Annotated in this window: 23 protein-coding genes; 5 read left to right on the top strand and 18 right to left on the bottom strand. The window is 64.9% G+C overall.

Annotation, left to right across the window (positions count from 1 at the left end; all coding sequences use genetic code 11):
• The first annotated feature begins 76 nt into the window (after positions 1-76).
• The gene (locus C7R54_RS22685) at positions 77-1,048 is read left to right on the top strand and encodes a tripartite tricarboxylate transporter substrate binding protein (protein WP_129152801.1); all 972 of its coding nucleotides are present in this window, start codon (positions 77-79) and stop codon (positions 1,046-1,048) included.
• An 18-nt stretch (positions 1,049-1,066) separates the two neighbouring features.
• Here C7R54_RS22685 and C7R54_RS22680 read toward each other — a convergent pair whose 3' ends face one another.
• From C7R54_RS22680 to C7R54_RS22650, 8 genes are all read right to left on the bottom strand, one after another.
• Complete coding sequence (locus C7R54_RS22680) at positions 1,067-2,332, bottom strand: MFS transporter (RefSeq protein ID WP_129152799.1); 1,266 nt, start codon at positions 2,330-2,332, stop codon at positions 1,067-1,069.
• Positions 2,333-2,452: 120 nt separating this feature from the next.
• A complete protein-coding gene (locus tag C7R54_RS22675) occupies positions 2,453-3,001 on the bottom strand; it encodes a hypothetical protein (RefSeq protein ID WP_129152797.1) in 549 nt (182 codons plus the stop codon).
• Positions 3,002-3,756: 755 nt separating this feature from the next.
• Positions 3,757-4,770 carry a HesA/MoeB/ThiF family protein gene (locus tag C7R54_RS22670; protein WP_129152796.1) on the bottom strand — a complete coding sequence of 338 codons (1,014 nt, stop codon included), beginning with the start codon at positions 4,768-4,770 and terminating at the stop codon, positions 3,757-3,759.
• Positions 4,771-4,846: 76 nt separating this feature from the next.
• Positions 4,847-4,999 carry a hypothetical protein gene (locus tag C7R54_RS28915; RefSeq protein ID WP_158021266.1) on the bottom strand — a complete coding sequence of 51 codons (153 nt, stop codon included), beginning with the start codon at positions 4,997-4,999 and terminating at the stop codon, positions 4,847-4,849.
• Positions 5,000-5,194: 195 nt separating this feature from the next.
• Positions 5,195-6,169, bottom strand: a complete 975-nt coding sequence (locus C7R54_RS22665) for a Bug family tripartite tricarboxylate transporter substrate binding protein (protein WP_158021265.1) — start codon at positions 6,167-6,169, stop codon at positions 5,195-5,197.
• 134 nt (positions 6,170-6,303) lie between these two features.
• Positions 6,304-7,155: an MBL fold metallo-hydrolase gene (locus C7R54_RS22660; protein WP_129152792.1), complete on the bottom strand. Its 852-nt coding sequence runs from the start codon at positions 7,153-7,155 to the stop codon at positions 6,304-6,306.
• Positions 7,155-8,105 carry a hypothetical protein gene (locus C7R54_RS22655; RefSeq protein WP_129152790.1) on the bottom strand — a complete coding sequence of 317 codons (951 nt, stop codon included), beginning with the start codon at positions 8,103-8,105 and terminating at the stop codon, positions 7,155-7,157. The genes C7R54_RS22660 and C7R54_RS22655 overlap by 1 nt, the downstream gene beginning before the upstream one ends.
• Positions 8,106-8,278: 173 nt before the next feature.
• Positions 8,279-9,205 carry a LysR family transcriptional regulator gene (locus tag C7R54_RS22650; protein ID WP_129152788.1) on the bottom strand — a complete coding sequence of 309 codons (927 nt, stop codon included), beginning with the start codon at positions 9,203-9,205 and terminating at the stop codon, positions 8,279-8,281.
• 83 nt (positions 9,206-9,288) lie between these two features.
• On the opposite strand from C7R54_RS22650, the gene C7R54_RS22645 reads away from it, so the two are divergent.
• Positions 9,289-9,735, top strand: coding sequence for a GlcG/HbpS family heme-binding protein (locus C7R54_RS22645; RefSeq protein WP_129152786.1), 447 nt, complete (start codon positions 9,289-9,291; stop codon positions 9,733-9,735).
• Between the two features lie 734 nt (positions 9,736-10,469).
• Here the strand turns inward: C7R54_RS22645 and C7R54_RS22635 are convergent.
• The 9 genes from C7R54_RS22635 to C7R54_RS22595 form a co-directional block, all read right to left on the bottom strand.
• The gene (locus C7R54_RS22635) at positions 10,470-10,925 is read right to left on the bottom strand and encodes a hypothetical protein (protein ID WP_129152782.1); all 456 of its coding nucleotides are present in this window, start codon (positions 10,923-10,925) and stop codon (positions 10,470-10,472) included.
• A gap of 130 nt (positions 10,926-11,055) precedes the next feature.
• On the bottom strand, positions 11,056-12,033 hold the full coding sequence (locus tag C7R54_RS22630; protein WP_129152780.1) for a Bug family tripartite tricarboxylate transporter substrate binding protein: 978 nt from the start codon (positions 12,031-12,033) through the stop codon (positions 11,056-11,058).
• Between the two features lie 70 nt (positions 12,034-12,103).
• Positions 12,104-13,477: an LLM class flavin-dependent oxidoreductase gene (locus tag C7R54_RS22625; RefSeq protein WP_275669704.1), complete on the bottom strand. Its 1,374-nt coding sequence runs from the start codon at positions 13,475-13,477 to the stop codon at positions 12,104-12,106.
• Positions 13,478-13,514: 37 nt separating this feature from the next.
• Positions 13,515-14,387, bottom strand: coding sequence for an ABC transporter ATP-binding protein (locus tag C7R54_RS22620; RefSeq protein WP_129152778.1), 873 nt, complete (start codon positions 14,385-14,387; stop codon positions 13,515-13,517).
• Between the two features lie 17 nt (positions 14,388-14,404).
• A complete protein-coding gene (locus tag C7R54_RS22615) occupies positions 14,405-15,259 on the bottom strand; it encodes an ABC transporter permease (RefSeq protein WP_129152776.1) in 855 nt (284 codons plus the stop codon).
• Positions 15,256-16,125 (bottom strand): ABC transporter permease, encoded by an 870-nt coding sequence (locus C7R54_RS22610; RefSeq protein ID WP_129152774.1) that lies wholly within the window; start codon positions 16,123-16,125, stop codon positions 15,256-15,258. The genes C7R54_RS22615 and C7R54_RS22610 overlap by 4 nt, the downstream gene beginning before the upstream one ends.
• A complete protein-coding gene (locus C7R54_RS22605) occupies positions 16,122-17,186 on the bottom strand; it encodes an ABC transporter substrate-binding protein (protein ID WP_129152772.1) in 1,065 nt (354 codons plus the stop codon). The genes C7R54_RS22610 and C7R54_RS22605 overlap by 4 nt, the downstream gene beginning before the upstream one ends.
• Before the next feature lie 71 nt (positions 17,187-17,257).
• Positions 17,258-18,781, bottom strand: a complete 1,524-nt coding sequence (locus C7R54_RS22600) for an amidohydrolase family protein (RefSeq protein WP_129152770.1) — start codon at positions 18,779-18,781, stop codon at positions 17,258-17,260.
• A gap of 216 nt (positions 18,782-18,997) precedes the next feature.
• Entirely contained in the window at positions 18,998-19,882 is an 885-nt protein-coding gene (locus C7R54_RS22595) for a LysR family transcriptional regulator (protein WP_129152768.1), read from the bottom strand.
• A gap of 91 nt (positions 19,883-19,973) precedes the next feature.
• On the opposite strand from C7R54_RS22595, the gene C7R54_RS22590 reads away from it, so the two are divergent.
• The 3 genes from C7R54_RS22590 to C7R54_RS22580 are packed head-to-tail and all read left to right on the top strand — an operon-like array spanning position 19,974 to position 23,529.
• A complete protein-coding gene (locus tag C7R54_RS22590; protein WP_129152767.1) occupies positions 19,974-21,068 on the top strand; it encodes a Bug family tripartite tricarboxylate transporter substrate binding protein in 1,095 nt (364 codons plus the stop codon).
• 27 nt (positions 21,069-21,095) lie between these two features.
• The gene (locus C7R54_RS22585; protein ID WP_129152765.1) at positions 21,096-22,499 is read left to right on the top strand and encodes an MmgE/PrpD family protein; all 1,404 of its coding nucleotides are present in this window, start codon (positions 21,096-21,098) and stop codon (positions 22,497-22,499) included.
• A 40-nt stretch (positions 22,500-22,539) separates the two neighbouring features.
• Complete coding sequence (locus C7R54_RS22580) at positions 22,540-23,529, top strand: quinone oxidoreductase family protein (protein ID WP_129153152.1); 990 nt, start codon at positions 22,540-22,542, stop codon at positions 23,527-23,529.
• Between the two features lie 62 nt (positions 23,530-23,591).
• Here the strand turns inward: C7R54_RS22580 and C7R54_RS22575 are convergent, their stop codons facing one another.
• On the bottom strand, positions 23,592-25,235 hold the full coding sequence (locus tag C7R54_RS22575) for an ATP-binding domain-containing protein (RefSeq protein WP_129152763.1): 1,644 nt from the start codon (positions 25,233-25,235) through the stop codon (positions 23,592-23,594).
• Between the last annotated feature and the right edge of the window lie 112 nt (positions 25,236-25,347).

Below are 25,347 nucleotides of genomic sequence, written 5' to 3'. Positions count from 1 at the left end.
GCGGTACCCCGCGTCCAGGACGGCAACCATGATCGGACCAGACGCGCCCAGCCTTGAAAATCATCCGGAGACATCCATGCAACGCTTCCAACGCATCCGCAGGGGCCTGTTCCTGTCCGCCATCCTGGCGGCCGCCCCCCTGGCCGCCCAGGCCGCCTGGCCCGACCAGCCCATCCGCCTCATCGTCCCCTATGCCGCGGGCGGCGGCGCCGACAACGTCGCGCGCGTCATCGCCGGACCCTTGGGCGAAAAGCTGGGCCAGAGCATCATCGTGGAAAACCGCCCGGGGGCGGGCGCCACCATCGCCGAAGGCGTGGTCGCCCGCTCCGCGCCGGACGGCTACACCGTCCTGTACGACACCTTCACGTATGCGGTGAACGCGTCGCTGCGCAAGCTCAATTTCAATCCCTCCAAGGACCTGACCCCGGTGGCGCTGACGGCCACCGCGCCGCTGATTCTGGTGGTGAACCCCAAGGTCAAGGCCAACAACCTGGCCGAGTTCGTCACGCTGGCGAAGAATCCCGACAACAAGGTCACCTATGCCTCGTACGGCATCGGCAGCGCGGCCCACCTGGCCGCCGAACTGCTGGCGCGCGACGCGGGCCTGACCATGCTGCACATCCCCTACAAGGGCGGCGCGCCCGCGCTGGTGGACCTGGTGGGCGGGCAGGTGAATGCCTATTTCGCCAATGCCTCGTCCGGCTTGCCCTATGTGCGCAACGGCACCTTGCGCGCGCTCGCGGTGTCGTCGGCCAAGCGCCTGAACACCTTGCCCGACGTTCCCACGGTTGCCGAAAGCGGCTATCCCGGCTTCGAGGTGCTGGAGTGGCATGGCGTATTCGTCCCGCACGGCACGCCGCCCGACGTCGCCAGGAAGCTGGCCGACGCGGTGCAGGCGGTCATCAGCTCGCCCGACGTGGTAAAGCGCCTGAACAGCCTGGGCATCGACCCCAGCACCATTCCTCCGTCCGGCGCGCAGGCCTACATCGACGACCAGGTCAAGCGCTGGTCGACGCTGATCAAGGACCGGAATATTTCCCTGGAGTAAGGTGGATCGGCGCTTCCTTTATCGCCCTGCAGCCAATGTATCGTTCATGGCCTGTGAGACAGGGAGCGCCGCGATCGTTCGGGAGAAGAGAAGTGTCGCGCCTGAGCCAAGGAATCCCACCAGGCATACGGCTAGCGCGCCGCGGCTACCGATAGCCGTGGAAGCAAGCAGTCCTCCGGACAGGGCACCTATTGGATCGGCGCCCCAACTCACAAATCGCGTCGTGGAACTCACGCGCCCCAACTGGCTTGAGTCGACAGTGACCTGCCTGATCGTTTGCTCGACGATCAGATGCAGGACGATCATGAAGTCCCAGACTGCGAAGCACAATACGATTATCGTCGCCTGGTAGGGTAGCGATGCCCCCTCCAGGAGGATAAGGGGAACGCCTAGCGGACCAATCGACAATAGTGACCAGACTAGTGTGCCCCTGGGGCCGACTTTTGAAACTAGGCGAGGAGCGAACAATGCAGCTAGCAGGCCTGCGGCTCCCACAAACGAGAGCATGGTTCCATAAGAAGCTGCATCGAACTTGAGCTGCGTTATGGCGTAATGCGCGAAAACAGCAAAAAAAGCCGAGTGGAAAAAATTAAAAATACCGGCCGCGATCGCGATGACTCTCTGGACCCGGTTATCCCAGAGTATCCGCACGCTATCGGCGATGTCGGCCCAATGTGATCGTTTCGGGATTTCAGTATTTGGCTTCGTGGGCAGCGAAACTGTCTTTAATAGCGTTGTACTCAGCAGATACAGGCACGCCCCGATAATGTAGACCGTGGCAGCCGGCAACAGCTGCAGCAACCAACCGGCCGTAGCCGGCGCCCCCGTCGACGCCGCAGAGTTGGCGCCCTCGTACCAGCTGTTCGCCTTGGTTAGGTCGCTTCGCGCTACGACGGCTGGCATGGCGGAGATCATGACGGTGTCAAACAGCAGTTTCACCGCGGACAACGCGAATCCTATGACCGCAAGAACAGTGATGTTCATCCAGCCCACCACGAAAAGAACACTGGCTATCAGAACGCAGAGCAGCCGTGCAAGGCTACATCCGATCATGAGGCGCTTGTGGTCGAGACGATCTACGATCGGACCGACCGACAGCCCGAAAAAGAGTGGCGCCGCCGACGAGGCTGCCGCCAACATCGCGACTTCGAACACCGTGGCGCCCAGGGCGGATATCGCGACGAGCGGAGCTGCGATGGCAAGGACTGAAGTCGAGGCCGTATTCAGGGTTTCAGAGCAAAGTACACGTACAAAAGCTCGCCCATTTCTTTCAAAAAAAAGCATTCTTATTTTTCCATCCTTCGCCGTGCGTCCAGACTGCACCCGCTCTGCCAAGCCATGAAAATACCTGTAAACGCGAAATTATCGGGGTTATCGATCCCGTGGGACCGCCAACGCTATGCGTTACAGCACATTCCAATCGACCAGCCCTTCGCAATCCGCCAACCTTCTTCCTACATATGCTTTGTAGCCAGACATCAACGAAGTCCTCGCCTGCAAAAGCGGAATGATGAAATTCTTCGCCCCTGAAAAATTAGCTCCATGGCACTCCGATGTTCGGGCTGAGGGAGCACGCATTTCCACAACATTCCAGCGTTCACGAAAGTACTCTTCCGTGAGTGCAGGTTGAATGATCTCTAGCGAAAGTCCATCTTCCTTCGGTAGCCGGGATGCTAAATAGTCGTCATATGAAATCCTGACGGGACGGCAGTCGATTCCGAACCGATCAAGCTGCGCACATATGTCGGCTGCAATCTTTCCATTTGGTTCGAAGTCAACATACCAAAGGGGAAAGGCCGACCGACGGCGCCGCCCATTGACCAACATTTCGGGCCTCGATTGATCGCGGCCATCATCGGAGAAGGTGACTTTTTCTATGCTTGGTGCCGTGAAGTCAAACAGCTGTGAGACGTTGATCATGGGAACGAACGTTCCGGCGGTGAGTTCAGCCAATTTGTGTCGATCAAGTGCGCACGTAATGACCCTCATCAAGTTCCAATTCTCAATTAAGGGAACGTGTACTCTTGATACGATGAATACCCCTAGGTTGGTCAACTCATTCGTCAAGGGATTAAGCGGCCAGATGCGCCGAAACGTACCGGGGTCTGCCCCCAACGGGCAACTTAGATGAAGTCTTCCTGACGCAAGCAGGCGCCTACCCTGGTCTCTGCTTTTCGTCACGACGATACCCACTCGCTCCGGCCCTCCTCCAGCGGCCGGATGCTCCGGTCTTCGCTTGAAAGTCATGATGCGATTGTCCGGGCTTCGACTTTCCAGCGCATAAGGACCACACGTACGTGCGGGCCTCGACCCTTCAGGCCTACACGATGGAGTGACGGTAAAAATTGGGCTCGCAAGAACTTCCTCGGTCAATCGGAAGTTTGGGGGAACGGAAACTTCGACTTCTTCGAAGTTGATAGCGCTCACAGATGTAAACACACCGAGTAGCACTCCACGAACAAGCGCTATCTCGACCTCGTAGGCGTTAAGGAGATCGCCATCAGTCCAGCTGTAGCGGCGATCGATTGATAACCGATACGAGTGCGAGGATGTTTGCGAGAACGTCCGAATAGCTGACGGAGCAAACCTTCTCGGTGTGATTTTCCGAAACAACCGAAGGTGAATCCCTCGTGCAATAAGAAGCCATGCATGGTCTAGTCGCGGGGGGAAATCAAGATTATCAACGAGGCAATCGGACTCGAGGAACGTTACGCAACGCACGGACTCCCCTCTTGCTGGCACTCTTGTGAGACGCCATAGCGATACACCTTATTATTTGCGAAGCACTGCACCAGGCGGGCATCGACCGAAGCAACTCGCCTGCTACCTGCCAGCCATTCGATGCAATCACGCGCCAAATTTGCAGAGATCAACGTATTGGTAGGCCCAAACGACCATGGGGTCGGCTCGTTATTCTGTTGTAGGCCCCCCTCTCTGGTGCCGCGGAACTGCGCCTTCCATTCTTTGAACGATATCCGACCGTTTGAACTAATGATTGGCCCCCAGTGACCGAATTCGACACCAACGGCGGCAGTTGTGACGGCGATCTTTCTTTCGGCGCCAAATGAATAGACCACATCGTCGATCAAAGATCTCGGTGTATCCAAGCAATGCACAATCAACTGACATGCTTCTAGCCGCCTTGAAGCAAGGCATTCAACGGACTCTATGGATGTGGCGTACGTGCTTACTTCAAAATCGTCATGACGAGAAGCTATATAACTTTTGCATGCATCGACCTTCATCCTTCCTACATCACAATTGGAATACACAAACTGGCGATTTAGGTTGGATGCTTCAACCTGATCCTTGTCGACAAGTACGTACCGGCGTATTCCGGCTCCCACCAGATGCTGCAGGACGATGGATCCGACGCCACCGAGGCCTAATATGCATACGCGGGCCTCTCGAAGCCTGCGTAGCGCAGTGATAGGGGAGGACGTAAAAGAAAGAAAGTGCCCCGTACATCTGTCTATAGGGGTGCCAACTTGATGATCGGGCAACACGACAACAAGTGCTTTTTTTAAGAGAAAAGTGATCAGTGCCCATTCGGCGGCAGATGAGGCTCCCTCGCTAGCAACCACTCCCTTATTCAGTTCATGCAATATTCCCCAACTGTTCATTCTGGACGGACGTTGTAGCTGAATCAATTCGCATTCGCTGCGAAAAAGCAAGTCACGGTCGCCAAACGTGACCTCATAAAGAGGATTCCAAATGAGCATGAATGTATGTGCTGCTTGGTAGTGTTGCAAAAAAGGCGGTCCGCATGAGCATATGCGAACCGCTTTTATCGCTAACTTAGCACCGGCGGGTATCTCCAAGTGCCAGCGTGTCTACCGCGGAGACTTTGAATAGTGAATCAAGCTCCTGGAGAATGTTGGGATGCAGCGCAAGCTCCATCAAGGTCTCGTCTTCTGTAGGCGTCTCATCGCGGACAACCGGGTCGTTCATCGTTAGCTCCTCGAAGGTCATGGATGGAGCCGGGTTGGTGAGCGGACGATATGAAAAGTTCCAACCGGGAAAGGGAATTTTCCTTATGCTCGCGGGAGCTTCCTAGTGAAGATGAGTAGACGGATAGGACAGCAGGAACAGGTGTATCCACGCCACCGGTGGTGAACTGCCCGCGCCTTTTTCTTTCGGCGCACCTCAGTCCACCTTTGCGCCGGACTCTTTCACCGCCTTGGACCACTTGGCCGCGTCTTCCTCCAGGACGGCCATGAAGGCCTGGCTGGTGCCGCCGATCACGTCGCCGCCGTCGCTCTGGATGGTCTTCACGACGTCCGGCGATTGCAGGGCTTCGTTGGCGGCCTTGTTGAGAAGGTCGACGATGTGGGGAGGCGTTTTCGCGGGAACGAAGAAGCCGTACCAGGTGCCGGCGTTGAACCCTGGATAACCCGCCTCGGCGATGGTCGGAACATCGGGCAGCGACGTGCTGCGCTTGTCGGCCGACACGGCCACGGCGCGTAGCTGGCCGGCCTTGATCTGGCCGAACGACGTGGGAATCGACGACATCATCAGGTCGTCGCGACCCGCAATGGTGTCCGTGATCGCCGAGCTGGCGCCCTTGTAGGGAATGTGCGAGAACTCGATCCTCGCCGCCTGCTGGAACAACACGCTGGTCAGATGCGATACGGTGCCGCTGCCCGGGGTCGCCAGGTTCAGGCTCTTGCCTTGCGCATTGGCCTTGCGCGCCGCGGCCACGATATCGGTCAGGCTATGGAAGGGCGACTCGTTGGGCACGACGACCACATTGGGCGCATTGGACAGCCGCACCACGGGCACGAAGCTCTTGAACGTGTCGTAGGAGACATTGGAATAGAGATAGGGGTTGATCACCATCTGCGATGTCTGGCCCAGCAGGATGGTGTAGCCGTCCGGCGCCGCGTTGGCCACTCGCGCCGCGCCGATGATGCCGTTGGCGCCCGGTACGTTTTCCACGACGAACGAGGTCTTCAACAACTGCCCCATCTTCATGCTGACGACGCGCGCCATCAGGTCCATGCCGCCGCCCGCGCTGGTCGGCACGATGACGGTGATGGGCGCGCTGGGATAGCCGCCGGCCCGGGCCGCACCGGCAGCGCAGGCGCATGCCAGGGGCAATAGCAGCGATAGCGCGGCCATGAGGATGGACACCCCCCGGCCGCGCAGCCTTCCCCTGGGGTGATCACACTTGTACTGCCTCCTTGCCTTGGCCTCGTTCATCATCCGTCTCCGTGTTTTTGAGTTGTCGCGCGGTGCCGGGTCCGCCGTCCCGCCTAGCTGGGCACCGCCAGCGCGGCTGCCGCCGCCTTGGCCGCCGCGGCGGCAGCCAGTCCGTTCTCCGTCCCGGACTCCGGCACGGAACTGCCGTACAGCAAGCCTTCCTTGATCTTGGGCACGGTGGCGCGCGGATCAAGGATGGGCAGGCCATGCGTGGGCGCGATGACCTTCACGTCCAGCGTATCCAGCAGCCATTGCAGCCGGTCGACATAGATATTCATGTCGGTGAACTTGGTCCAGAACAGCGCGCGGTCGGCAAAGACGGCCGACACTTCCGGGATATTCAAGGAGATGGCTTCTTCCGCGAAGTGGCCGCAATGACCGTCCTCGTGATAGTGGCTGTACGCAAAGCCATCGCCGGGGAACAGTACGCGCGCCCCGTGGTCGAAGCCCCACCACGTGGTGCGCAGGTCGCGGATGACCGGCTCGACGAGCTCGAACACCCGTCCGCCCAGGTCCACCTTGTCGCCCCCCCGCATCTCGCGCAGGCGATGCGCATACTGCGGAAAGGCGAGGTGGTAGTCGCAGATATCGCCGCACACCAGCGCTTCCGGATAACGGTGCAGCACGCGGCCCAGGCCGCCGGAATGCGGCGTTTCCTGATGCGTTACGAACAGGTGCTTCAGCGGCGCCTTGCCCGCCAGCAGCGTTTCCATCTGGGCGTTGATCAGGGGAAAATCCTTGGGATGCCCGGTCTCGATCAACATGGACGCACTTTCGCCGATCAGCAGGAACGCCGCGTTGTACGTATGATAGATCTTGCCGTTGGCCTGCTGTTCCAGGCAGTCGCCCAGCCAGAACACGCCCGGCGCCAGTTCACGCGGCATCTGCTTCTTGCTTATCGTCATCACCTTACCTCGTCGCGGTCTACGTACTTGGGTTGAACCTGGCTCTTGTCCAGGCCGCGCAACACGTCGTCCAGCATCTGGTATTGCCGCCGCACCAGGTCCTTGCCTTGGAGAATGCGGCCGTAGCCCGGCGCGATGGTCTCGATGTCGTACTTGTCGAAGACATCGGCCAGCTTGCGACGCAGCGCGTCGGTGCTTCCGCCTTCGAGCCACCAGTACCGCGTGTTCAACAGGAAGCTGCGGATATGCGCCGCGCTGGTCCGGTTGTCGGCGGCGGTGGTGGTCCACGGCCCATCCTCTTCCTGCGACCACTCGTGCGAAAACGTGTCGGACGTGAATAGCGTGTGCGTGGCGGCGTCGTACATCCAGCGGGTGCTGATCAGGCGTATGGGAGCCTGGAAGGCCACCAGCGGGCGGTTCTCGCCGCGGCCGACGTGCAAGGTGGCCGCGCGTCCCACCAGCGTGGTCTTCAGCGCGTAGTCACGGTCGGCGCCGGCCGTCCCGGGAGCGGCGTCGGACCGACCGCCGAAGTCCACCCACTTGGCCGCATCGGCATTGCCCGAATAGCACTGTTCGACGTCGAAGGCAGCCGCGATGGCTTCCACATTGCACACCGACATGTACTCGTTGATGCGCATGGGAAAGACCGACAGCGCATCGTTCGTTTCCAGCAAGGAACCGATCTGCCGTAGCAGGGACCGCTGGTGCGCGGTATAGCCGCTGTCCAGCAACAGGGCACGATCGTCATGCTTGAGCAGGTAGCAGTTCGACGGCGCATAACCGCGCGCCGTGGAGGGGTAGGCGCTGACGTGGCCCGCCAGGCGCATGACGTTGTGCAGCGCGTAGAGCTGCCGGTCAGCCAGGACCGTAATGTGGCTGGCGTGGGTCTCGGGAAGAGGGGCGGCGTGGGCGCGCACGCCGATGTCGTCCATGGATTGTGATGTTTGCATTCCGGTACTCGCGATGCTGCCGCGCAGCGGGGCTGAGGGTCGGAATGATTATGGGATGGCACCCCGCCCGCCGCCATCGCTGGCGACGTATGTGGACATGGGCCGGTAGCGATGGTGCCGGGCTCCGCCTGGGGGTAGTGTGGATGGCCTACACCCTTCCCGCCCCCATGGAATCAAGCTGCCCGCACCCGCGCCGCGACATCCCGCAAGGCCCCCCGCAACCACTGGTGGGCTGGGTCCTTGTGCATGCGGTCGTGCCAGTACATGGCGATATCCACGTCGGGCATGGGCACCGGCGGCGGCAACACCTGCACGCCGGCGGTGGCCTCGAAGTGCCGAGCCAGGTGCTCGGGCACGGTGGCCAGCATATCGGACGCCGCGACGACGGCGGCGGACGACAGGATGGATGGCTGCCAGGCGCCGATACGCCGGTCGAGGCCGACGGCGGCCAGGGCTTCGTCCACGGTGGCTTCCAGCGTCGCATTCCCCTCCCGCCCGCGGGTGTAATAGACATGGGGCCAGCGGGTGTACTGTTCCAGGTCCACGCTGCCGCGCACGTCGGGATGGTGCCGCGCCGCAATCACCGCCAGCTTCTGACGCAGCAGCAGGGACACGTGCAGGCCGTCGGGAACGGGCCGCATGAAGCTGATCAACAGGTCCGAATAGCCTTCCTCCAGCTCGTGGCTGGCGCGGGCGAGCTCCGGCACATGGGAGCGCAGGCGCAGGCCGGGGGCGACCGCGCGCAGGTGGGCGATCAAGGCGGGGATCAGGACGAAGCCGACCGACTCCGTCGCGGCGACGTCGAAACGCTTGTCCGCCCGCGCGGCATCGAAGGCGTCGTGCGGGACCAGCGCGTGGTCGATCAGGGCGATGCCCTGGCGCACGCTCTCCGCCAGCGCCAGGGCGCGCGCGGTCGCCACCATGCCTTTTTCGGTGCGCACCAGCAGGGGATCATTGAACAAGGCGCGCAGCCGTGCGAGCGTCGCGCTCATGGCAGGTTGCGTCATGCCCATGCGCAATGCCGCGCGGGTGACGTGCGCCTCGCTGATCAATGCCGTCAGGCAGCGCAGCAGGAAGATATCGAGATGCTTGGGTTCCAAACGGGGAGACCGGGCGGACCGGCGCTAGCGTTTTCTTTGTCGCATCATGCCTCAGCCAACTGGAAAGCTCAATTATGGAAACCATGACCACAGTCGCGTTGGAAACCATTTCCCTGCCGGCCGCCCTCGAAATTGCGCAGCGCACCATCGCCTACGCGCGCAGCCAGAACATGACGCCCATTGCCGTGTCCGTTCTGGACGTCCGCGGCGCGCTCAAGGCCTATCTGGCCGAGGACGGCACCGGCCTGCTGCGCGCCGACATTTCACGCGCCAAGGCGTGGGGTTGCCTGGGCATGGGCTTCGGCAGCCGCAAGCTCGCGGATCGCACGCCGCGCAACGCCTACTTCACCACGGCCTTGCAAGCCATGAGCGACGGCAAGGCCGTGCCGGCGCCCGGCGGGATCCTAATACGCAACGCGGCGGGAGAGGTCGTGGGCGCGGTCGGCGTCAGCGGCGAAACGTCGGACAACGACGAGCTGTGCGCCATGCACGGGGTGGAGGCGGCGGGGCTGCGAGGGGATCCCACGTAGCGCGTGGCTACGCCCCATTCCCCAGAATCCGCAGCTTGCGCACCTCGAGCGCGCGCTTGCCTGTCAGTGTCGATTTCACGTCTCGCAGGGAAACTTCTTCCCAAGCACATGGCACCTAGTGCTTTCGGAAAATCCCCGTGGCGAGGCTATGCCGTACTTCACTCCTGTCCAGATGGGAGGGGTGGTTTACCCTTTGGATCATCTGGAGCCGTTCACCTTCGACTTTCATAGCGAGCGTGCGAAGAGGAATTTGCGCGTACATGTGACTTACTCGAATCACTGCTATACGAAGAAGTACGATCCTGTCGCGACGACAGGTTGGCCCACCTTGCTTGACGCGAGGCGGCAAATGCGAGTCTTCTGTCCTGTACGCTATCGACTGTCCCATGGACTGCCGGCGCATATCGCCGCATTGAATAATCCGGGGGTTAGGGTTTGGGAGACGGCCCGGGAACGCAACTGGTGCCACACGTTGCGCGTTGAGAGCATTCCGGACCCGTACTACGTTTTCTTTGACCTGGCTCGAGCGACAGCGGCCCTGCGTCATCGCCAAGAACTTAGGTTGACCGTGGAGAGCGCCTATCCGCAGGGCTCCTCGACCACCTGGCCCAGGCTTAACGGCTCCATGGCATTTCAACTGCTTTGCGGAAAGGTCTTCCTGGGCGAGCGGACACATACCAGGCGCTGAAAGAACAAAAGGCGCCGACGGCGCCTTTTGTTTACTTCCGATCCGACTACCATTTGCAACCCGCCTCGCGCGAGTACAGCTTGCGCTGCTGGGGAACGTTCAATCTCAGTCGGTCCGTCGTTCCGAAGCATCGAATTCTACCAAGCTTGATGTGCGCGTCAAGTGCGCAATGCCGCAAGCGCGCATGACGCTCCTGCTCGATGCCGGCCTCGCCGTGATCCTTCAGCGTGATCAACGCGTCCAGGCAGGCGCCGCCGTCCGGCCGCAGGACGAAGGGATTCACATCCACGCCCGCCAGGACGTCGCGCCAGTCGTGGGCGAGGCGCGAGAGGCTGACCAGGGCCTGCCGGAATGCGGCCAGAGATGAGGACGCCGGCGCCGCGTTGACGGCGGCGTCGGCGTCCGTGCATAGCGCTTCGGCCAATATGGGCAAGCCGTAGCGTCGCAGCATGCGCTTGGCCTGCCATTCGTCCAGCCGCGTGCCCGCGGCGGGCGGCGTCACCAGCGGGGCGCTGCGTTCATCTCTTTCCGCGTGGGCTTCGACGGCGCGCGCCGGATCTTGCGTGGAGTCTAGCGACAGAGGTCCGCCGATGCACAGCCGCGGATCCGCGGCAACGTATCGGCCGCGCGCCTTAGTCCACCGTGGCGCCGGAGGCCTTGACGGCGGCTCCCCACTTCACGATGTCCTTTTCCATGAAGGCCTGGTATTCCCTGGGTTTCATCACCATGGGTTCCACCCCCAGGCTGGCCAGCTGCGCCTTGACGTCGGGCGAGGCCAGGATTTCCTGGATCGCCTCGTTCATGCGCGTGGTGATGCTGTCGGGCAGGCCGGCCGGTCCAAGAAAGCCATACCAGGGCTTGGCATCGACTCCCTTGATGCCCGCCTCCGCCAGCGTGGGCACGTCGGGCAGCGCGGCGGACCGCTTGGAGCCGGTGACGGCCAGCACCTTGAGATTGCCGGCCTTGACCTGCTGCATGATGGGCAGCGGGTTTTCGAAGGCCAACGGCACCTGGCCGCCGACGAGGTCGTTCAGCAGGGGACCCGAGCCCTTGTACGGAATGTGCTGGATCTTCTGCTTGGTGGCGACGTTGAACATTTCGCCGATGATGTGTTGCGGCGTACCCGACCCGGCCGAGCCGAAGGACAGGTCACCGGTCTTGGCCTTCGTGAGCACGTCCTGGATGGAGTTCAAGCCGGACTTGGCGTTGACCGCCACCACGAAGTTGGTGTCGGCCAGCGGCGACACGGCCGTGAAGTCCTTGTCCGGACGATAGGGCAGCGTTTTGTACAGCGTGCCCGCAATCACGATGGGGCCGCTGGCGGCCAGCAGGAAGGTATAGCCGTCCGGCTTGGACTTGGCCACGTAGGCCGTGCCGATGTTGCCGCCCGCGCCCGCGCGATTCTCGACGACGATGGGCTGGCCGAACTTGGCTTGCAGGCGCGGCGCCAGCAGGCGTGCCAGGATGTCGGTGGTTCCGCCCGGGGCGTATGGGGACACGATGGTGATCTGGTGGTCGGGCCACGTATCCTTCGCGTGGGCGGCCGGCAAGGCGGCTACGCCCGCGAGGGCGAACAACGCCGCCAGGCGACGGGTCAATGTCAGGCTCATCGATTCTCTCCTCACTTTTTTTATGGTGAGGGCGAGAGTACTGAAATACCGGGCCGATGCGAGACCGTGTTTACCCTAGGGCGCGCAAGGACTCCTCCTCCACGGCGTGCGCGCGGGCCGCCGCGGCCCGATGCGCCGGGCGCGCCAGGCCCAGGTGTTCCCGCAGCGTGCGGCCCTCGTATTCGGTGCGGAACAGTCCGCGCCGGCGCAGTTCGGGCAACACCAATTCGACGAAGTCGTCCAGCCCGCCGGGCAACCATGGCGACATGATGTTGAAGCCGTCGGCGCCTTCCTCCTCGAACCATTGCTGCAACTGATCGGCGATGCTTTGCGGCGTGCCCACGACCTGCTGGTGGCCGCGCGCCCCGGCGATGCGCAGGTAGAGATCGCGGATGCTGAGATTGTCGCGCCGCGCGAGGTCGACCAGCAGCCGCTGGCGACTCTTGCCGCCGTTGGTTTCCGGCAGGTCGGGCAAGGGGCCGTCCACGGGCAGGCCCGACAGGTCGTAGCCGCCCAGCATGTTGGACAGCAGCTGCACGCCGACGACGGGATGGATCAGGTCTTGCAGCCGCGCGAATTTCTCGTCGGCCTCGGCCTGCGTGCGGCCCACCACGGGGAAGATGCCGGGCATGATCTTGACGCTGTCCGGATCGCGCCCGTAGCCTTGCGCGCGCTGCTTGATGTCGCGATAGAAGGACTGGGCCTCATCGAAGGTCTGGTGCGCCACGAAGATGACCTCGGCCGTACGTGCGGCCAGGTCGCGGCCGGCCGGCGAAGCCCCGGCTTGCACCACGACGGGCCGGCCCTGCGGCGAGCGGGCCACGTTCAGCGGCCCGCGCACCTGGAAGTGCTCGCCGCGATGATGCAGCGGATGCAGTTTTTCCGGCGTGAAATAGACGCCGCTTTCACGATCGCGAACGAAGGCGTCGTCCTCCCAGCTATCCCACAAGCCCAGCACGACATCATGGAACTCGGCCGCGCGCGCATAGCGCCTGGCATGCTCCACGTGTTCGTCCAGGTTGAAGTTCTGCGCCTCCCCCTGTCCGCTGGAAGTCACCAGGTTCCACCCGGACCGGCCGCCGCTGATCTGGTCCAGCGACGCGAACTTGCGCGCTACGTGATAGGGCTCGTTGTAGGTGGTGGAGACGGTGGCGATGAGACCGATGCGCTCGGTGACCGCGGCCAGTGCCGACAGCAGCGTGAGCGGTTCGAAATGATCGCTGCGTGCGGTGCGGGACAGGGAAGGAAGGTCGCGGTTGCGCACGCCGACCGAGTCGGCCAGGAAGATGGCGTCGAATTTGGCGGCTTCCGCGCGCCTGGCCAGGTCCACGTAGTGGCGGAAGTTGACCGCCGCGTCGGCCTGCGCGCCGGGGTGGCGCCAGGCGGCGATATGGTGGCCGGTCTGCATGAGGAATGCGCCGAGCTTGAATTGGCGGGATGACACGTCTTGATCTCCGTCTGGATAAGGGGGAATGCGAGCCCTACCACGCCATGCGCAGCGAGGACAGCGAAGGCAGCCGTGGCACGCCCGCGTCGGCGAGGTCGCCCAGCGGTTCGTCGCCGGCGATGGGTGCGCCATCAGGGGCGAGGAAATCGGCCAGCACGTCGTCGCGTATCCGGATGAAGCGTGGATCGCTGCGGTTGCGCGGATGGGGCAGCGGCACCGGCACGATGCGGTGTATGCGGCCCGGCCGCGGCCGCATGACGACCACGCGATCGCCCAGGAAGACGGCTTCTTCGACGTCGTGGGTAACCAGGACCATGGTGATGCGTTCCCTCTGCCAGATCCGTTGCAGTTCGACCTGCAGCCGGGTCCGCGTCAGTGCGTCGAGCGCGCCGAACGGTTCGTCCAGCAGCAGCACGCGCGGCCGGTTGACCAGGCCGCGCGCGATCGCCACCCGCTGCGCCATGCCGCCGGAGATCTGGTGCGGATAGGATTTTTCGAAGCCTTCCAGGCCGACCAGCGCCACGTGCTCGGCCACGAGTTCACGCTTGCGCGGGGCGGCGTGCGGCGCATTGCGCAGGCCCACGGCGATGTTCTGCTCCACGGTCAGCCAGGGAAAGAGCCGGTGGTCCTGGAAGACGATGCCGCGTTCCGGCCCGGTGCCGTGCACGGGAGTGTCCCCCAGCACGATCTGGCCGTCGTAGTGGTCGTCCAGGCCGAGGATCAGGCGCAGCAGGGTGGATTTGCCGCAGCCGCTGGCGCCGACCACGGCGACGAATTCGCCGGATGGGATGCTCAGGTCTATGCCGTCCAGCACCTGGAGCACGCCGCCTTCGGCCTGCGCATTGGCGTAGCGCTTGCCCACGCCGCGCAGGTCCAGATTCAAGGGGGAAGGGGATGCATGGGTCATGCGTGAGAAATCCGTGTTCATTGGGCGGCGCCGCGCAGCCGCGCAAGCCGGTGTTCGAGTTTCCGGGTGATTGCGTTCATGAGCCAGCCCACCACGCCGACGACGATCATGCCGAAGATCACCAGGTCCATCTGGAAGTGCTCGCTGCCTTCGATCAGCAGGTTGCCTATGCCTACGCCGGCCACCAGCAGGTACTCCGCGCCGATGGTGGCGAGCCACGAATAGATCAGGGCCAGGTAGACGCCGGTGAAAATGGCCGGGGTGGCGGCCGGCAGCACGACGTGGAAAAACGCCTGCGTACGGCTGTAGCCGTAGACGCGCGCCACTTCCAGCAGGGCCTCGGGCGTGCCGCGTATGCCGTCGCAGGTGTTCACCACGACCGGCACCAGCGCGGCCAGCGAGAGGAAAACCACCTTGGCGGTATCGCCCAGGCCGAACCACACCGAGATGAGCGGGATCCAGGCGAACAGCGAGATTTGCTTGAAGGTGTTGAAGCTGGGCCCCACCAGCCGGTTGAATCCGCGCGACAGGCCCAGCAGCGCGCCCAGCACCAGGCCGGCGGCCGTGCCGATGAGAAAACCGGCGAACTCCCGCGCCAGGCTGGCGGCCAGCGCCCGCCAGAACTTGCCGCCGAGGATCTGGGCTACCCCCGTGTCGAGCACCTTGGCGGGCGACACCAGCAGCGCCGAGTTGACCAGGCCGGCCCGCGACAAGGCCCACCAGGCCAGAACCGCGGCCACAGGCAGCACCAGGCCCCGCCAGCCGCGCCAGCTGTCCCAGCCGCGCCAGCGTCCGCCCTGCGCGCCGCGTTCGCCTTGTTCGCCTGCCGAGCCCGTGGGCGCGGCGCTGGTCTGGTCCGCCGCCGTGCTCATGGAATGATCTCCGCCCGGGCGCCGGCTTGGGTGGCGCGCCGCGGGCCCAGCAGGCGGGTTTCCAGGGCGTCCAGCAGACGGTCGATGAGAAATCCGATGGCGCCGACGACGATGACGGCCGCCATCACCAGGTCCAGCTGGAATAGCTGGCGGCCGTAGACGATGAGATAGCCTATGCCTTCGCTGGAGGCCACCAGCTCCACCACCACCAGCGACAGCCAGGCCTTGGTGAAACCCAGCCGCAGGCCCGTGAACAGCGTCGGCGTGGCCAGCGGCAGCACCACCTCCAGTACCTCCTGGCGGCGGCTGTAGCCATAGACGCGCGCGACCTCGCGCAGCGCCGGACTGGCCAGGCGGAAGCCCTGCAAGGTGTTCAAGGTGACCGGCACCAGCGCCGCCTTGGCGATGAGGATGTATTTCAAGGGCTCGCCTATGCCCACCAGCAGCAGCACGAAGGGCAGCCAGGCCAGCACGGGAATCTGCACCAGGGCGTTGAAGGTGGGCAGCAGATAGGCCTGCAAGGGCCGCCACAGGCCCATGGCCGTGCCCAGGACCAGCCCCAGCAGGCTGCCGGCCGCGAACCCAACCAGCACCCGCAGCAGGCTGGCGCGCAGATGGATCCAGAGGTCGCCGCTGGTGAACAGGTCGCGCAGGGTGTCCCCCACATAGGCCGGCGGAGGCAGGACCTGGGACGATATCCAGCCCCGGTCCGCGCCCAGCCACCATAGCGCGAAGAGCAGCAGGGGCAACAGCCAGGGCGCGATGAACCAGGCGGCGCGCTGGCGCCACGCGGACGCGCGCAGACGCGGCGCGGCGCGGGCGTCCGGATCGGCGCGCCCCCCGCGCGGCAAGGTGAGTATGCTCATGACGCCGGCTTGCCTTTGGCGTCGAAGCGGGTCCAGTAGTGTTCCAGTCCCTGGTTCTTGAGCGCCTGGTCGAGATAGCGGGTGTCGAACCAGTCATCGACCGAGACCTCGCGGCGGATCAGCTTGAGTTTCAGCGCGTCCGCGACCACCGCCTTGTAGCGCGCGACGATGAAGTCATCGACCAGCGGCGAGTTGCGCGCGGACAGGTCCTGCTTGTCGAACTCGGCCGCCCATGACGCATAGGGGACGCCGCTTTTCTCCCAGATCTTGAACAGGGCGTTGCGGTTTTTCTCGTCGGAGGCCCAACGGGAGGCGCGCACGAAGACATCGACCACCTTCTGCACCTGCGCCGGATTATCCTTGGCGAAGTCCTCGCGCACCAGCAAGGCCGCCTGGCGCGTGTACGCCGGGTCCTGGCCCTGCGTGGAATAGATCACCCTGGCCAGGCCCTGGTCGCGCACCTTGAACCACTCGTAGCCGCCGAAAGCCGCGTCCACCCCGTGCGACACCAGGGCCGCCTGCGCGCTGCCGGAATCGAGATTCACGCCCTTGATGTCGCGTTCGGCCAGGCCATGATCGGCCAGCACATTGATCGCCACCAGATGGCCGTTGGTGCCGCGGAAGATCGATACGCGCTGGTCCTTCAGGTCCTCGATGCGCGACAGCCTGGAGTCGGGCGGCACCACCACGTAGAGGTTGTTGCGCGCGCCGCTGATCACCAGCAGCTTGGTCTTCAGTCCATTGGCCCGCCCGACCACCGCCGGCAGGTCTCCCTGGTAGGCGAAGTCGATCTGCCTGTTCGACAGCGCCTCGTTCACGGCCGGACCCGCGCCCTTGAAAAACAGCCATTCCACCTTGACGCCATCGGCCTTGAACGCATCCTCCAGCCACTGGTTGGCGCGTACCACGCCGCCGGGCGAGCCGCCCCAGGTGATCGGGTCGCCGCCGCCGGCGGTGGCCACGCCGATACGGATCACGTCCGCGGCCAGCGCGGACGCGGCGGCGCCGGAAAACGCCAGGAACAGGACCGCTCGCGCGGCCCACCGTGCCAACTTGTTCATGCATGTGCTCCAGGTACGGGGAAGAGACGGCCGCCGGCGCCCATGGCGATCAACGGCGACCAACGGCGCCGTCAGGCGGCCTGCTTGCGCGCGGCGGACGTCAGCTTGCGCTCGACCTCCGTGCCGGCGAAGAAGTTGGGGTTGGCCTCGGTGTAGAAGCGGTACGGGTTGCCGAAGACGAAGGCCTTGAAGTCGGCGGCGCTGATGACGCCCTGCTCGACCAGGTCCCAGCTCTCGGCCAGCGGTTCGGTCAGGTCCGGCACGTCCCAGTGGCCGACGTCGGAAGACCAGATGGCGTTGATCTTCACGCCCAGCGGGTGCACGCGGTCATTGAAGGCGGCCGCGACGGTGCGGTCGTCGGCCTCGGACCCGAAGTAGAAGCTGTTCACCCAGCGGTCGCGGATATCCTCGACCTTCTCTATCCCCGCCAGGGCGAAATCATCGATCTCATCGGCGTGGGGCTCGCGGCTATGGGGCAGGGCGGAGATGCCCAGGCTGTCGCGCAGCAGCTGGGCGGGATTGATGTCGCGCCCGCGGATGAAATCGGCGCCATGGCGCTCGAACAAGGCCTTGAGCAGGCCCAGGTCCGCGTTGGCGGGGTTGTAGTTCTGCACCGCGTCGCGGTTGCGCTTCTCCCACCTGTCCACCAGGTGGGTATAGACATGCGAGCCCCAGTCGGCGCCGCCCTCCAGCAGGGCGACGCGCAGGCCGGGGAAGCGCCGCGTGACGCCGCCGAAGAACAGCGCCTTGGCGAAGGCCTGCGAGCCATCGGCGAAGTGGCCGATGTGGTTGTTCATATAGTTGCTGATCGACTGGCGGCCGGTCCACCCCTGGCTGCCGTAGTGCGTGGTCACGGGCACGCCCAGCTCGACCACCTTGGCCCAGAAGGGATCGTAGTCGTACTCGCTGTCGATGCCGTAGAAATCGGTGTAGTGCGCGTACTTGGCGATCTCGGGGAACTGGTCGGCGGGATACTTGTCGGCGATGGCCTTGATGGGCCGCTTCACGCCGCCGGCGATGTTGATGACCTTCAGGCCCAGCGTTTTCACGGCGAACTCCAGCTCCTCTATCCCCTCTTGCGGCGTGTTGAGCGGGATGCCGGCGACGGGCGTCAGGCGGTCGCTGTAGGGGCGGTACTGGTCCGCATGAAAGTGATTGATGGCGCGGTGCAGGGCCTGGCGCGTATCGTCGCGCGCGGCCAGCGGCGCCAGCACGTCGTTGGGGAACAGGATGGAGTAGTCCGCGCCTTGCTCGGCCAGGCGCTCGTGCAGCAGCGACGGCAGCGTGTAGGTGGCGAGGTCCAGGGTGTTGCGAGTGACGCGGGCCCACCAGGGGGCGCGCAGCGTGCGGTGGTACCGCCGTTCCTCCGGTGTTTGGGCATACCAGTCGCGACCGTTGGTCTTGGTGTTGTGGCGCGAGCCCAGCGCCCGGCGCAGGGCATCGACCAGCTTGGCGCCGCCGTAATGCTGCACGTAGTCCTCCAGGATCGGCGCGTAGTCGTTGACGTGCACGTCGGTGTCGATGACGGGGTAGTCGAGCGTCGCCTTGACGGCGGCGGAGCGGGACGCGCGGATACGGCTCAGGCTATCGTTCATGCGGATTCTCCGGATGGGGGCGATGGCGCGGGCGGCGCACGCCATCGGCGGCGGCACGCGTGCGCCGGACTCGTAAGCAACGAGGGGGTAACGCTGCAGGCTCTCGTTGAAGGCTTGCGTTGAAGCCTGGCGTTGAAGACTCTACGTCCGCGGAGGTTCCGGTCAAACGACGGATTGGTTCTTTTCTAGTGCTTATGAGCAAATGCGCCGGCGGCGCTATGCCCGAGCCGGCACCATGGCCAGCAGGTTGGCGACGGCCGGCGGCAAGGGGCCGGAACGATAGGCCACGCCCAGGCTGGCGCTGAGATCGTCCTCCTTCAACGGCACGTAGCGCACCTGGTCGATACGCGATTGCTGCATGCAGGCCGGCACGATAGTGATGCCCAGCGAGCTGGCGACCAGGTTGATGGTGGAGGAGATTTGCGGCGCCTGCTGCACGACGCGCGGGCTGAAGCCGCGCGCCTCGCAGGCGGTGACGATCATGTCCGACAGCCCGAAGCGCGTGGCGCGCGGGTAGAGCAGGAAAGGTTCGTCGTGCAGTTCATGCAGCCGCAGACTCTTGCGGCGCGCCAGCCGGTGCGTGCGGGGCAGCGCGACCACCATGGGCTCGGTGGAGATCAGCTTGAACCGCACGTCCGCGTCCATGCCGATGGGCAGGCGCACGAACGCGACATCGATGCGCCCCTGGCGCAGGGACTGCACCAGGGGCATGGAGCGGTTTTCCTCCAGCGACATCTCCACCTGGGGATAGCGGTCGCGATAGCGATGCAGCGCCGTGGTCACTTCGGCGCAGAAGGAAGCCGACTCCGTGAATCCCACGCCGATGCGCCCGATCAGGCCCTGGGCGCTGCGCTGGCAGCGCGTGGCGGCCTGCGTCACACGGTCCAGGATGTCGCGCGCGTCCTCGCGCAGCACCATGCCCGCCTCCGTCAACCGGATGTGGCCGGGCTGGCGGTCGAACAGGCTGACGCCCAGTTCGCGTTCCAGCATTTTGATCTGGTAGGTCAGGGGCGGCTGCGCGATGCCGATGCGTTGCGCGGCGCGCGTGAAATGCAGTTCTTCCGCGACGACCAGGAAATAGCGAAGACGGCGCAAGTCCATACAAAATCTGTATTGGGAATAGGTGCGCAATATATTAGACACGCAGGTATTGCGTGTCTAGACTGCCTCTCGGTCGTGTAAGGAGACAAGGATGAAGAACCATAAGACCGATGATGCCGCCCACGGGGCGCAAGAAATTGCCGGCCCGGCTGACGCGGATGCCTACCCCACCCCCGTCGCGTCCTCGCCCGGCCGCAGGCGTATCCTGCGACGGGCTGCCATGGCGATGCTGCTGCCGGCGCTGCCCGTGGCGTCCGGGATTTCCGGCGTTGCCCTGGGCGCCGAACGCTTTCCCGCGCGTCCCATCAGGATGGTGGTGGGCTTCCCGCCCGGCCAGACCAGCGACGTCATCGCGCGGGCCTACGCCGCCGCCTTGCAGCAGATCCTGAAGACGCCCGTCATCGTGGACAACAAGGCGGGCGCGAACGGCATCGTCGCCGCGCAGTTCGTGAAGGGCGCCGAGCCGGATGGCTATACCTTGCTGTTCGGCACCTCGGGCCAGATGGTGATCAACCCGGCCCTGTACGCGCATCTCAGCTACGACACGGCGAAGGACTTCGCGCCCGTCGCGCCCATCGCGCGTGGCCGTCTCTTCCTGGTGGTCAACAACGACCTGCCGGTGCGCAGCCTGCCCGAGCTGTTGGCCTATGCCAAGGCGCATCCGGGCACCCTGCGCTTCGGGTCGGGCGGGATAGGCATTACGTCGCACCTGGCCATGGAGATGCTGAAGTCGGCGACCGGGCTGGACGCCTTTCATGTGCCCTACAAGGGTTCGCCGGCGGCGCTCAACGGTCTGATCGGCGGAGACGTGCAGATCCTGTTCGATTCCGGCGGCTCGCTGCTGCCGCTCGTCAATGCCGGCAAGGTGCGCGCGATCGCGGTGTCCACGCTGGATCGCTATCCCGCGATTCCGGACCTGAAGACGGTAGCCGAGCAAGGCGTGCCGGATTTCCAGGTCTATGCCTGGAATGCCGTGCTGGCGCCGCGCGGCACGCCCACCGAGGTGGTGGGCACGCTGGCGGCGGCGTTCGCGCAAGCGGCCCGCCAGGGCGTCGTCACGCAATCGCTGGCGGCCGCGGCGCACGATCCCTTGCCCATCGAGGCCGGCGCCTTGAACCGGTTCATCCAGACGGAAACCACGCGTTGGCAGCAAGCGGTCACGGCTGCCGGCATCAAACCCGAGTGACGCAGACGAGAGCATACGAGGACGACGATGAGCACCACGAATACCAAGGCCGCCGGCGCGCTTGCCGGCCGCCAGACCGCGCAGCTGGCGGCGTTCGCCGCCAACCTGCGCTTCGAGGACCTGCAGGACGACCTGGTGGCCCGGATCCGGCTGCACGTGTTGGACGGCATCGGCGTCTGCCTGCATGGTTCGCAACTGCCCTGGACGCGCCACGTGGCCGACATGGTGCGGGCCGAGGGCGGCAACGGCGTGGCCACGCTATGGGGGCAGGGCGGCAGGACGCGCGTGTCGGTGTCGCAGGCGGCACTGGTCAACGGCACGGCGGGACACGCCTTCGAGATGGACGACATCCATAAGGAATCCATCGTGCACCCGAATTCGCTGGCGGTTCCTGTCGCGTTCGCGCTGGCGCAAGCCCATCCCACCTTGAGCGGGCGCGATGTGATGACGGCCATCATCGCCGGCTATGAGGTAGGCACGCGCGCGGGCAACGCCGCGACGACTGCCTTGTTTCTCAACGGTTTTCACCCGCAGGGGGTCACCGGGCCCTATGTCGCGGCGGCGACGGCCGGGCGCCTGCTGGGCCTGGACGCCACGGCGATGCAGCACGCGCTGGGCATCGCGGGGTCGTTGGGGTCTGGCCTGATGGCGGCGCAGGAGGGCGCGATGGTCAAGCGCCTGCACGCGGGCCGCGCCGCGCAGGCAGGCGTGCAGGCGGCTTTCCTGGCGCAGCGCGGCTTCACCGGCATCGAGAATATCCTGGAGGCTGAGTATGGCGGCTACCTCAGCGCGTTCGCGCGCGAGTATCGGATAGAACGGTTGACGGAAGGCCTGGGCCAGGATTGGGAGGCGGGCAAGGTGGGCTTCAAGATGTACCCCAACGTCACCAGCATGCACGCCGCGCTCGATGCCTACGTCCACTTGCGTCAGGCGCACGGATTGAAGGCCGAGGATATCGAGCGGATCGAGGTTGGTTGTGGCCGCATGACCTATGTGCATGTGGCCTGGCCCTACAAGCCCGCCGGCGTGACGGCGGCGCAGATGAACCTGTTCTACGGCCTTGGCGTGCTGGCCTTGAGAGGTAAACTGGGCGCCGGCGATTATGTGGAGGAACGCATCGCCGACCAGGATGTGCTGGACTTCATGCGCCGCATTCACGCGTTCGAGGACGAGCGCATCGAGCAGCGCGGGCCGGCCTTCCGCCACGCGGCCACCGTGCGCGTGCTGACGAAATCGGGCGCGGCGTACGCGCATGACGCCTGGGCGCGCCGCGGCAGCCCGGAGAACCCGGTGGCGCGCGAGGAGGTCGAGGACAAGTTCTTCCTGAACGTGGCGCAGCGGGTGCCGGGCGATACGGCGCGCCGCATCGCCGACCTGGCGGGCCGGCTGGATGCCTTGCCCAATCTCGATGAACTCGTCGCGCTGCTGTAGCGGCCGGCGCCAAGGACGGAACCTGGACATGAGGCAGACAATGCGGGCCATTACCATCGAAAGTCATGGCGGTCCGGATGTGGTGCGGGTGCGCGACGACGCGCCGGTGCCGGTTCCGGGCGAAGGGGAAATCCTGGTGCGGGTGGCCTGCGCCGGGGTGAACTTCATGGACATACACACCCGGCAGGGCAAGTACGCCAATTCGCAGACCTATCCCGTGCGCGTTCCCTGCACCTTGGGGATGGAGGGCGCGGGCGAGGTGGTGGCGGTGGGGCCGGGCGTCACGCGCCCGGTGGTGGGCCAGCGGGTTGCCTGGTGCATCGCATGGGGCAGTTTCGCCGAGTATGCGGCGATACCCGCGCGGCTGGCGGCCGTGCTGCCTGACGCAATCGCGTTCGACACCGCCGCATCGGCGATGTTCCAGGGATGCACGGCGCACTATCTGCTGCACGACGTGGCGGCCCTGAAGGCGGGAGGCAGCTGCCTGGTCCATGCGGCTTCGGGCAGCATCGGCCAGCTACTCATCCAGATGGCCACGCGCATGGGGATCGAGGTCTACGCCACCGCCAGCTCGGAAGCGAAGCGCGCGGTGGCCCTGGCACGCGGCGCCGCGGCGGCGCTGCCTTATGACGAAGGCGGCTTCGCCGACCAGGTTCGGGCGTTGACGGGTGGACGCGGCGTCGATGTGGTGTTCGATTCCCTGGGCAAGGCGACCTTGCGCGACAGCATGCGGGCGACGCGCAAGCGCGGGCTGGTCATCAACTACGGCAATGTGTCCGGTTCGGTGAAGGACCTGGACCCCTATGAGCTGGGCGAGGCCGGTTCGCTGTTCCTGACGCGGCCGCGCCTGGCCGACCACATGGCGGACGCCGCCACCGTGCAGCGCCGCGCGGACGATGTCTTCGCCGCCATCCTGGACGGCAGCCTGAGCATCGAGATCACCGACCGCTACGCCTTCGAGGACATTCCGCAAGGACATGCCCGCATCGAGGCGCGCGAGCAGGTGGGCAAGGCCGTCGCCTGGATCTGAGGTCCGTATCGCGGGATGCCGCATGGCCCGCGACGGCGGGTGATCGTAAAGGCGACGCCCGCCTAGCCTCCCAGCTTCTGCCGTAGCGTCGCGGCGGCTGGTTCGGTGGCGATGAGGATCAGCTTGAGCGTGGCGCGCGTGGCGCCGACGAACAGCTTGCGGATGGCGCGTTCGTCCAGCGTCTCGAAGTCGATCTCCGTGAAGATCACGGCCGGTATCGACTGGCCCTTGAAGCGGTAGACGGATTCCGCCAGGATGTCGCCGTTCGTGTAGACCGGCAGCCCCAGCAGGTCGTAGCTTCCCGTGAAGCGGCGCAGGCCGTGCGGCCCCAGGCGATCGTGCGCCAGCACGCGCGAGCGCTGGTGGCCGTGATAGCTGATGACGGCGATATCGTCGGCGCGAAAGCCGTCCGAATAGCATTTGCGTATGCCCTGCTTCACGGCCAGGAGCAGGCTGTCCTCGTCATGGTAGGACAGCACTTCGACGTCGCTGTCGGTGATGGGCGCCTGCGCATCGATGCGGATGTCATCGGGCAGCAGGGATTGCAGCAGGTTGACGACGGGGCGCGGGCTGCGGAAATTGCTTTGCGCGCGCAGCCGCACCCAGCCCGGCATTTCCGGGGGCAGGTGGCCGTAGAGATTCTGCATGGGATCTTCCAGCCACACCACGCGGGCGTCCGGCCTGGCCAGGCGCAGCACCATGCCGCCCCAGCGGGCGTTGAAGTCCTGTCCTTCGTCGACGATCACCGTGTCGAACATGAAATCCGGCGGCACGGCCAGTGCCCCGGCATCGTCGACCAGCTGTTCGAAGGCCCGGGGCTGGGAAAAATCCGGACTGCGGCCGGCGTGTCGCAGCAGGCGGTCGCAAAGCATGTGGAAGGACACGGCCAGGCCGCCCGCCGGAGCGATGTGGTTGAAGTGGTCGGCCAGGGGGCGGTTGAAGCAGACGTATAGCGGACGCTTGCCGTGGTCGATGGCGTCGCGGTACTCGGCCAGGGCCAGCTGCGTCTTGCCGGATCCCGCGGTGCCGGTGACGCGCAGGCGATAGGGGACGATATCCAGTTGCCTTGCCCAGTGGGCCAGGCCGCCGGCCAGGCGCGTGACCCAGGCGCGAGCCTGGCCGATCAGCGCGCTGACGTCGGTTTCCAGGCGGATGATGTCGCGCAGGAAGTGGTCGACGCGAGCCTGGCGGGGCGACGGCTCGCCCGCGGGCAGGATGTCGCGGATGACGGCGGCCAAGGTATCGCGCCGGCTGGCGTCGACGATGCGTTCCGGCGACAGGCCGGCGGTGGTGGGGGCCAGCACGCGGTGGTCGGGGCAATAGAGCAGATGGTCCAGCCGCACGTCGGCGCTGTCCAGGCCCAGGCCGCGGGCCAGCTTGGCGCGCAGGGTGTCGGCGGTGAGCGCCATCTGCACCGGCAGCAGCTGGGCCTTGCCGGCGTGGCGCTTGGCCAGGCCCTGGGCGGTTTCGTCCAGGGCGCCGGTTTTCTGCTCGATGACCAGCAGGTCGCCCCCCCGGTTGACGATCACGAAGTCGATTTCGCCATGGATGGCATGGCGGCCTTCGATATTGGTCCAGTGGATGGCGTGGTAGACCGTGTAGTCGTCGGGAAGGGCTTTTTTCAGGCGGGCCAGCGTTTCCAGCTCGCGCTGGGCCGGACCGCTGCGTTGCAGGTTTTCCCATCCATCCGGAATGATGTGCGCCACGTAAGCTCCTGTAGGCTGGCCTTGCCCTGTCGTATCTGTCGTATCGACATACCGGCTATCGTATCGATCCTCGCCGTATCGTACCGATTTTGCGGCCGGGGCGGTTCCGGGT

Origin of the sequence: Achromobacter aloeverae, from assembly GCF_004121055.1 — a bacterium.
GTDB lineage: Bacteria > Pseudomonadota > Gammaproteobacteria > Burkholderiales > Burkholderiaceae_B > Bordetella_C > Bordetella_C aloeverae.
This window is presented reverse-complemented; position numbering and strand designations above follow the sequence as displayed.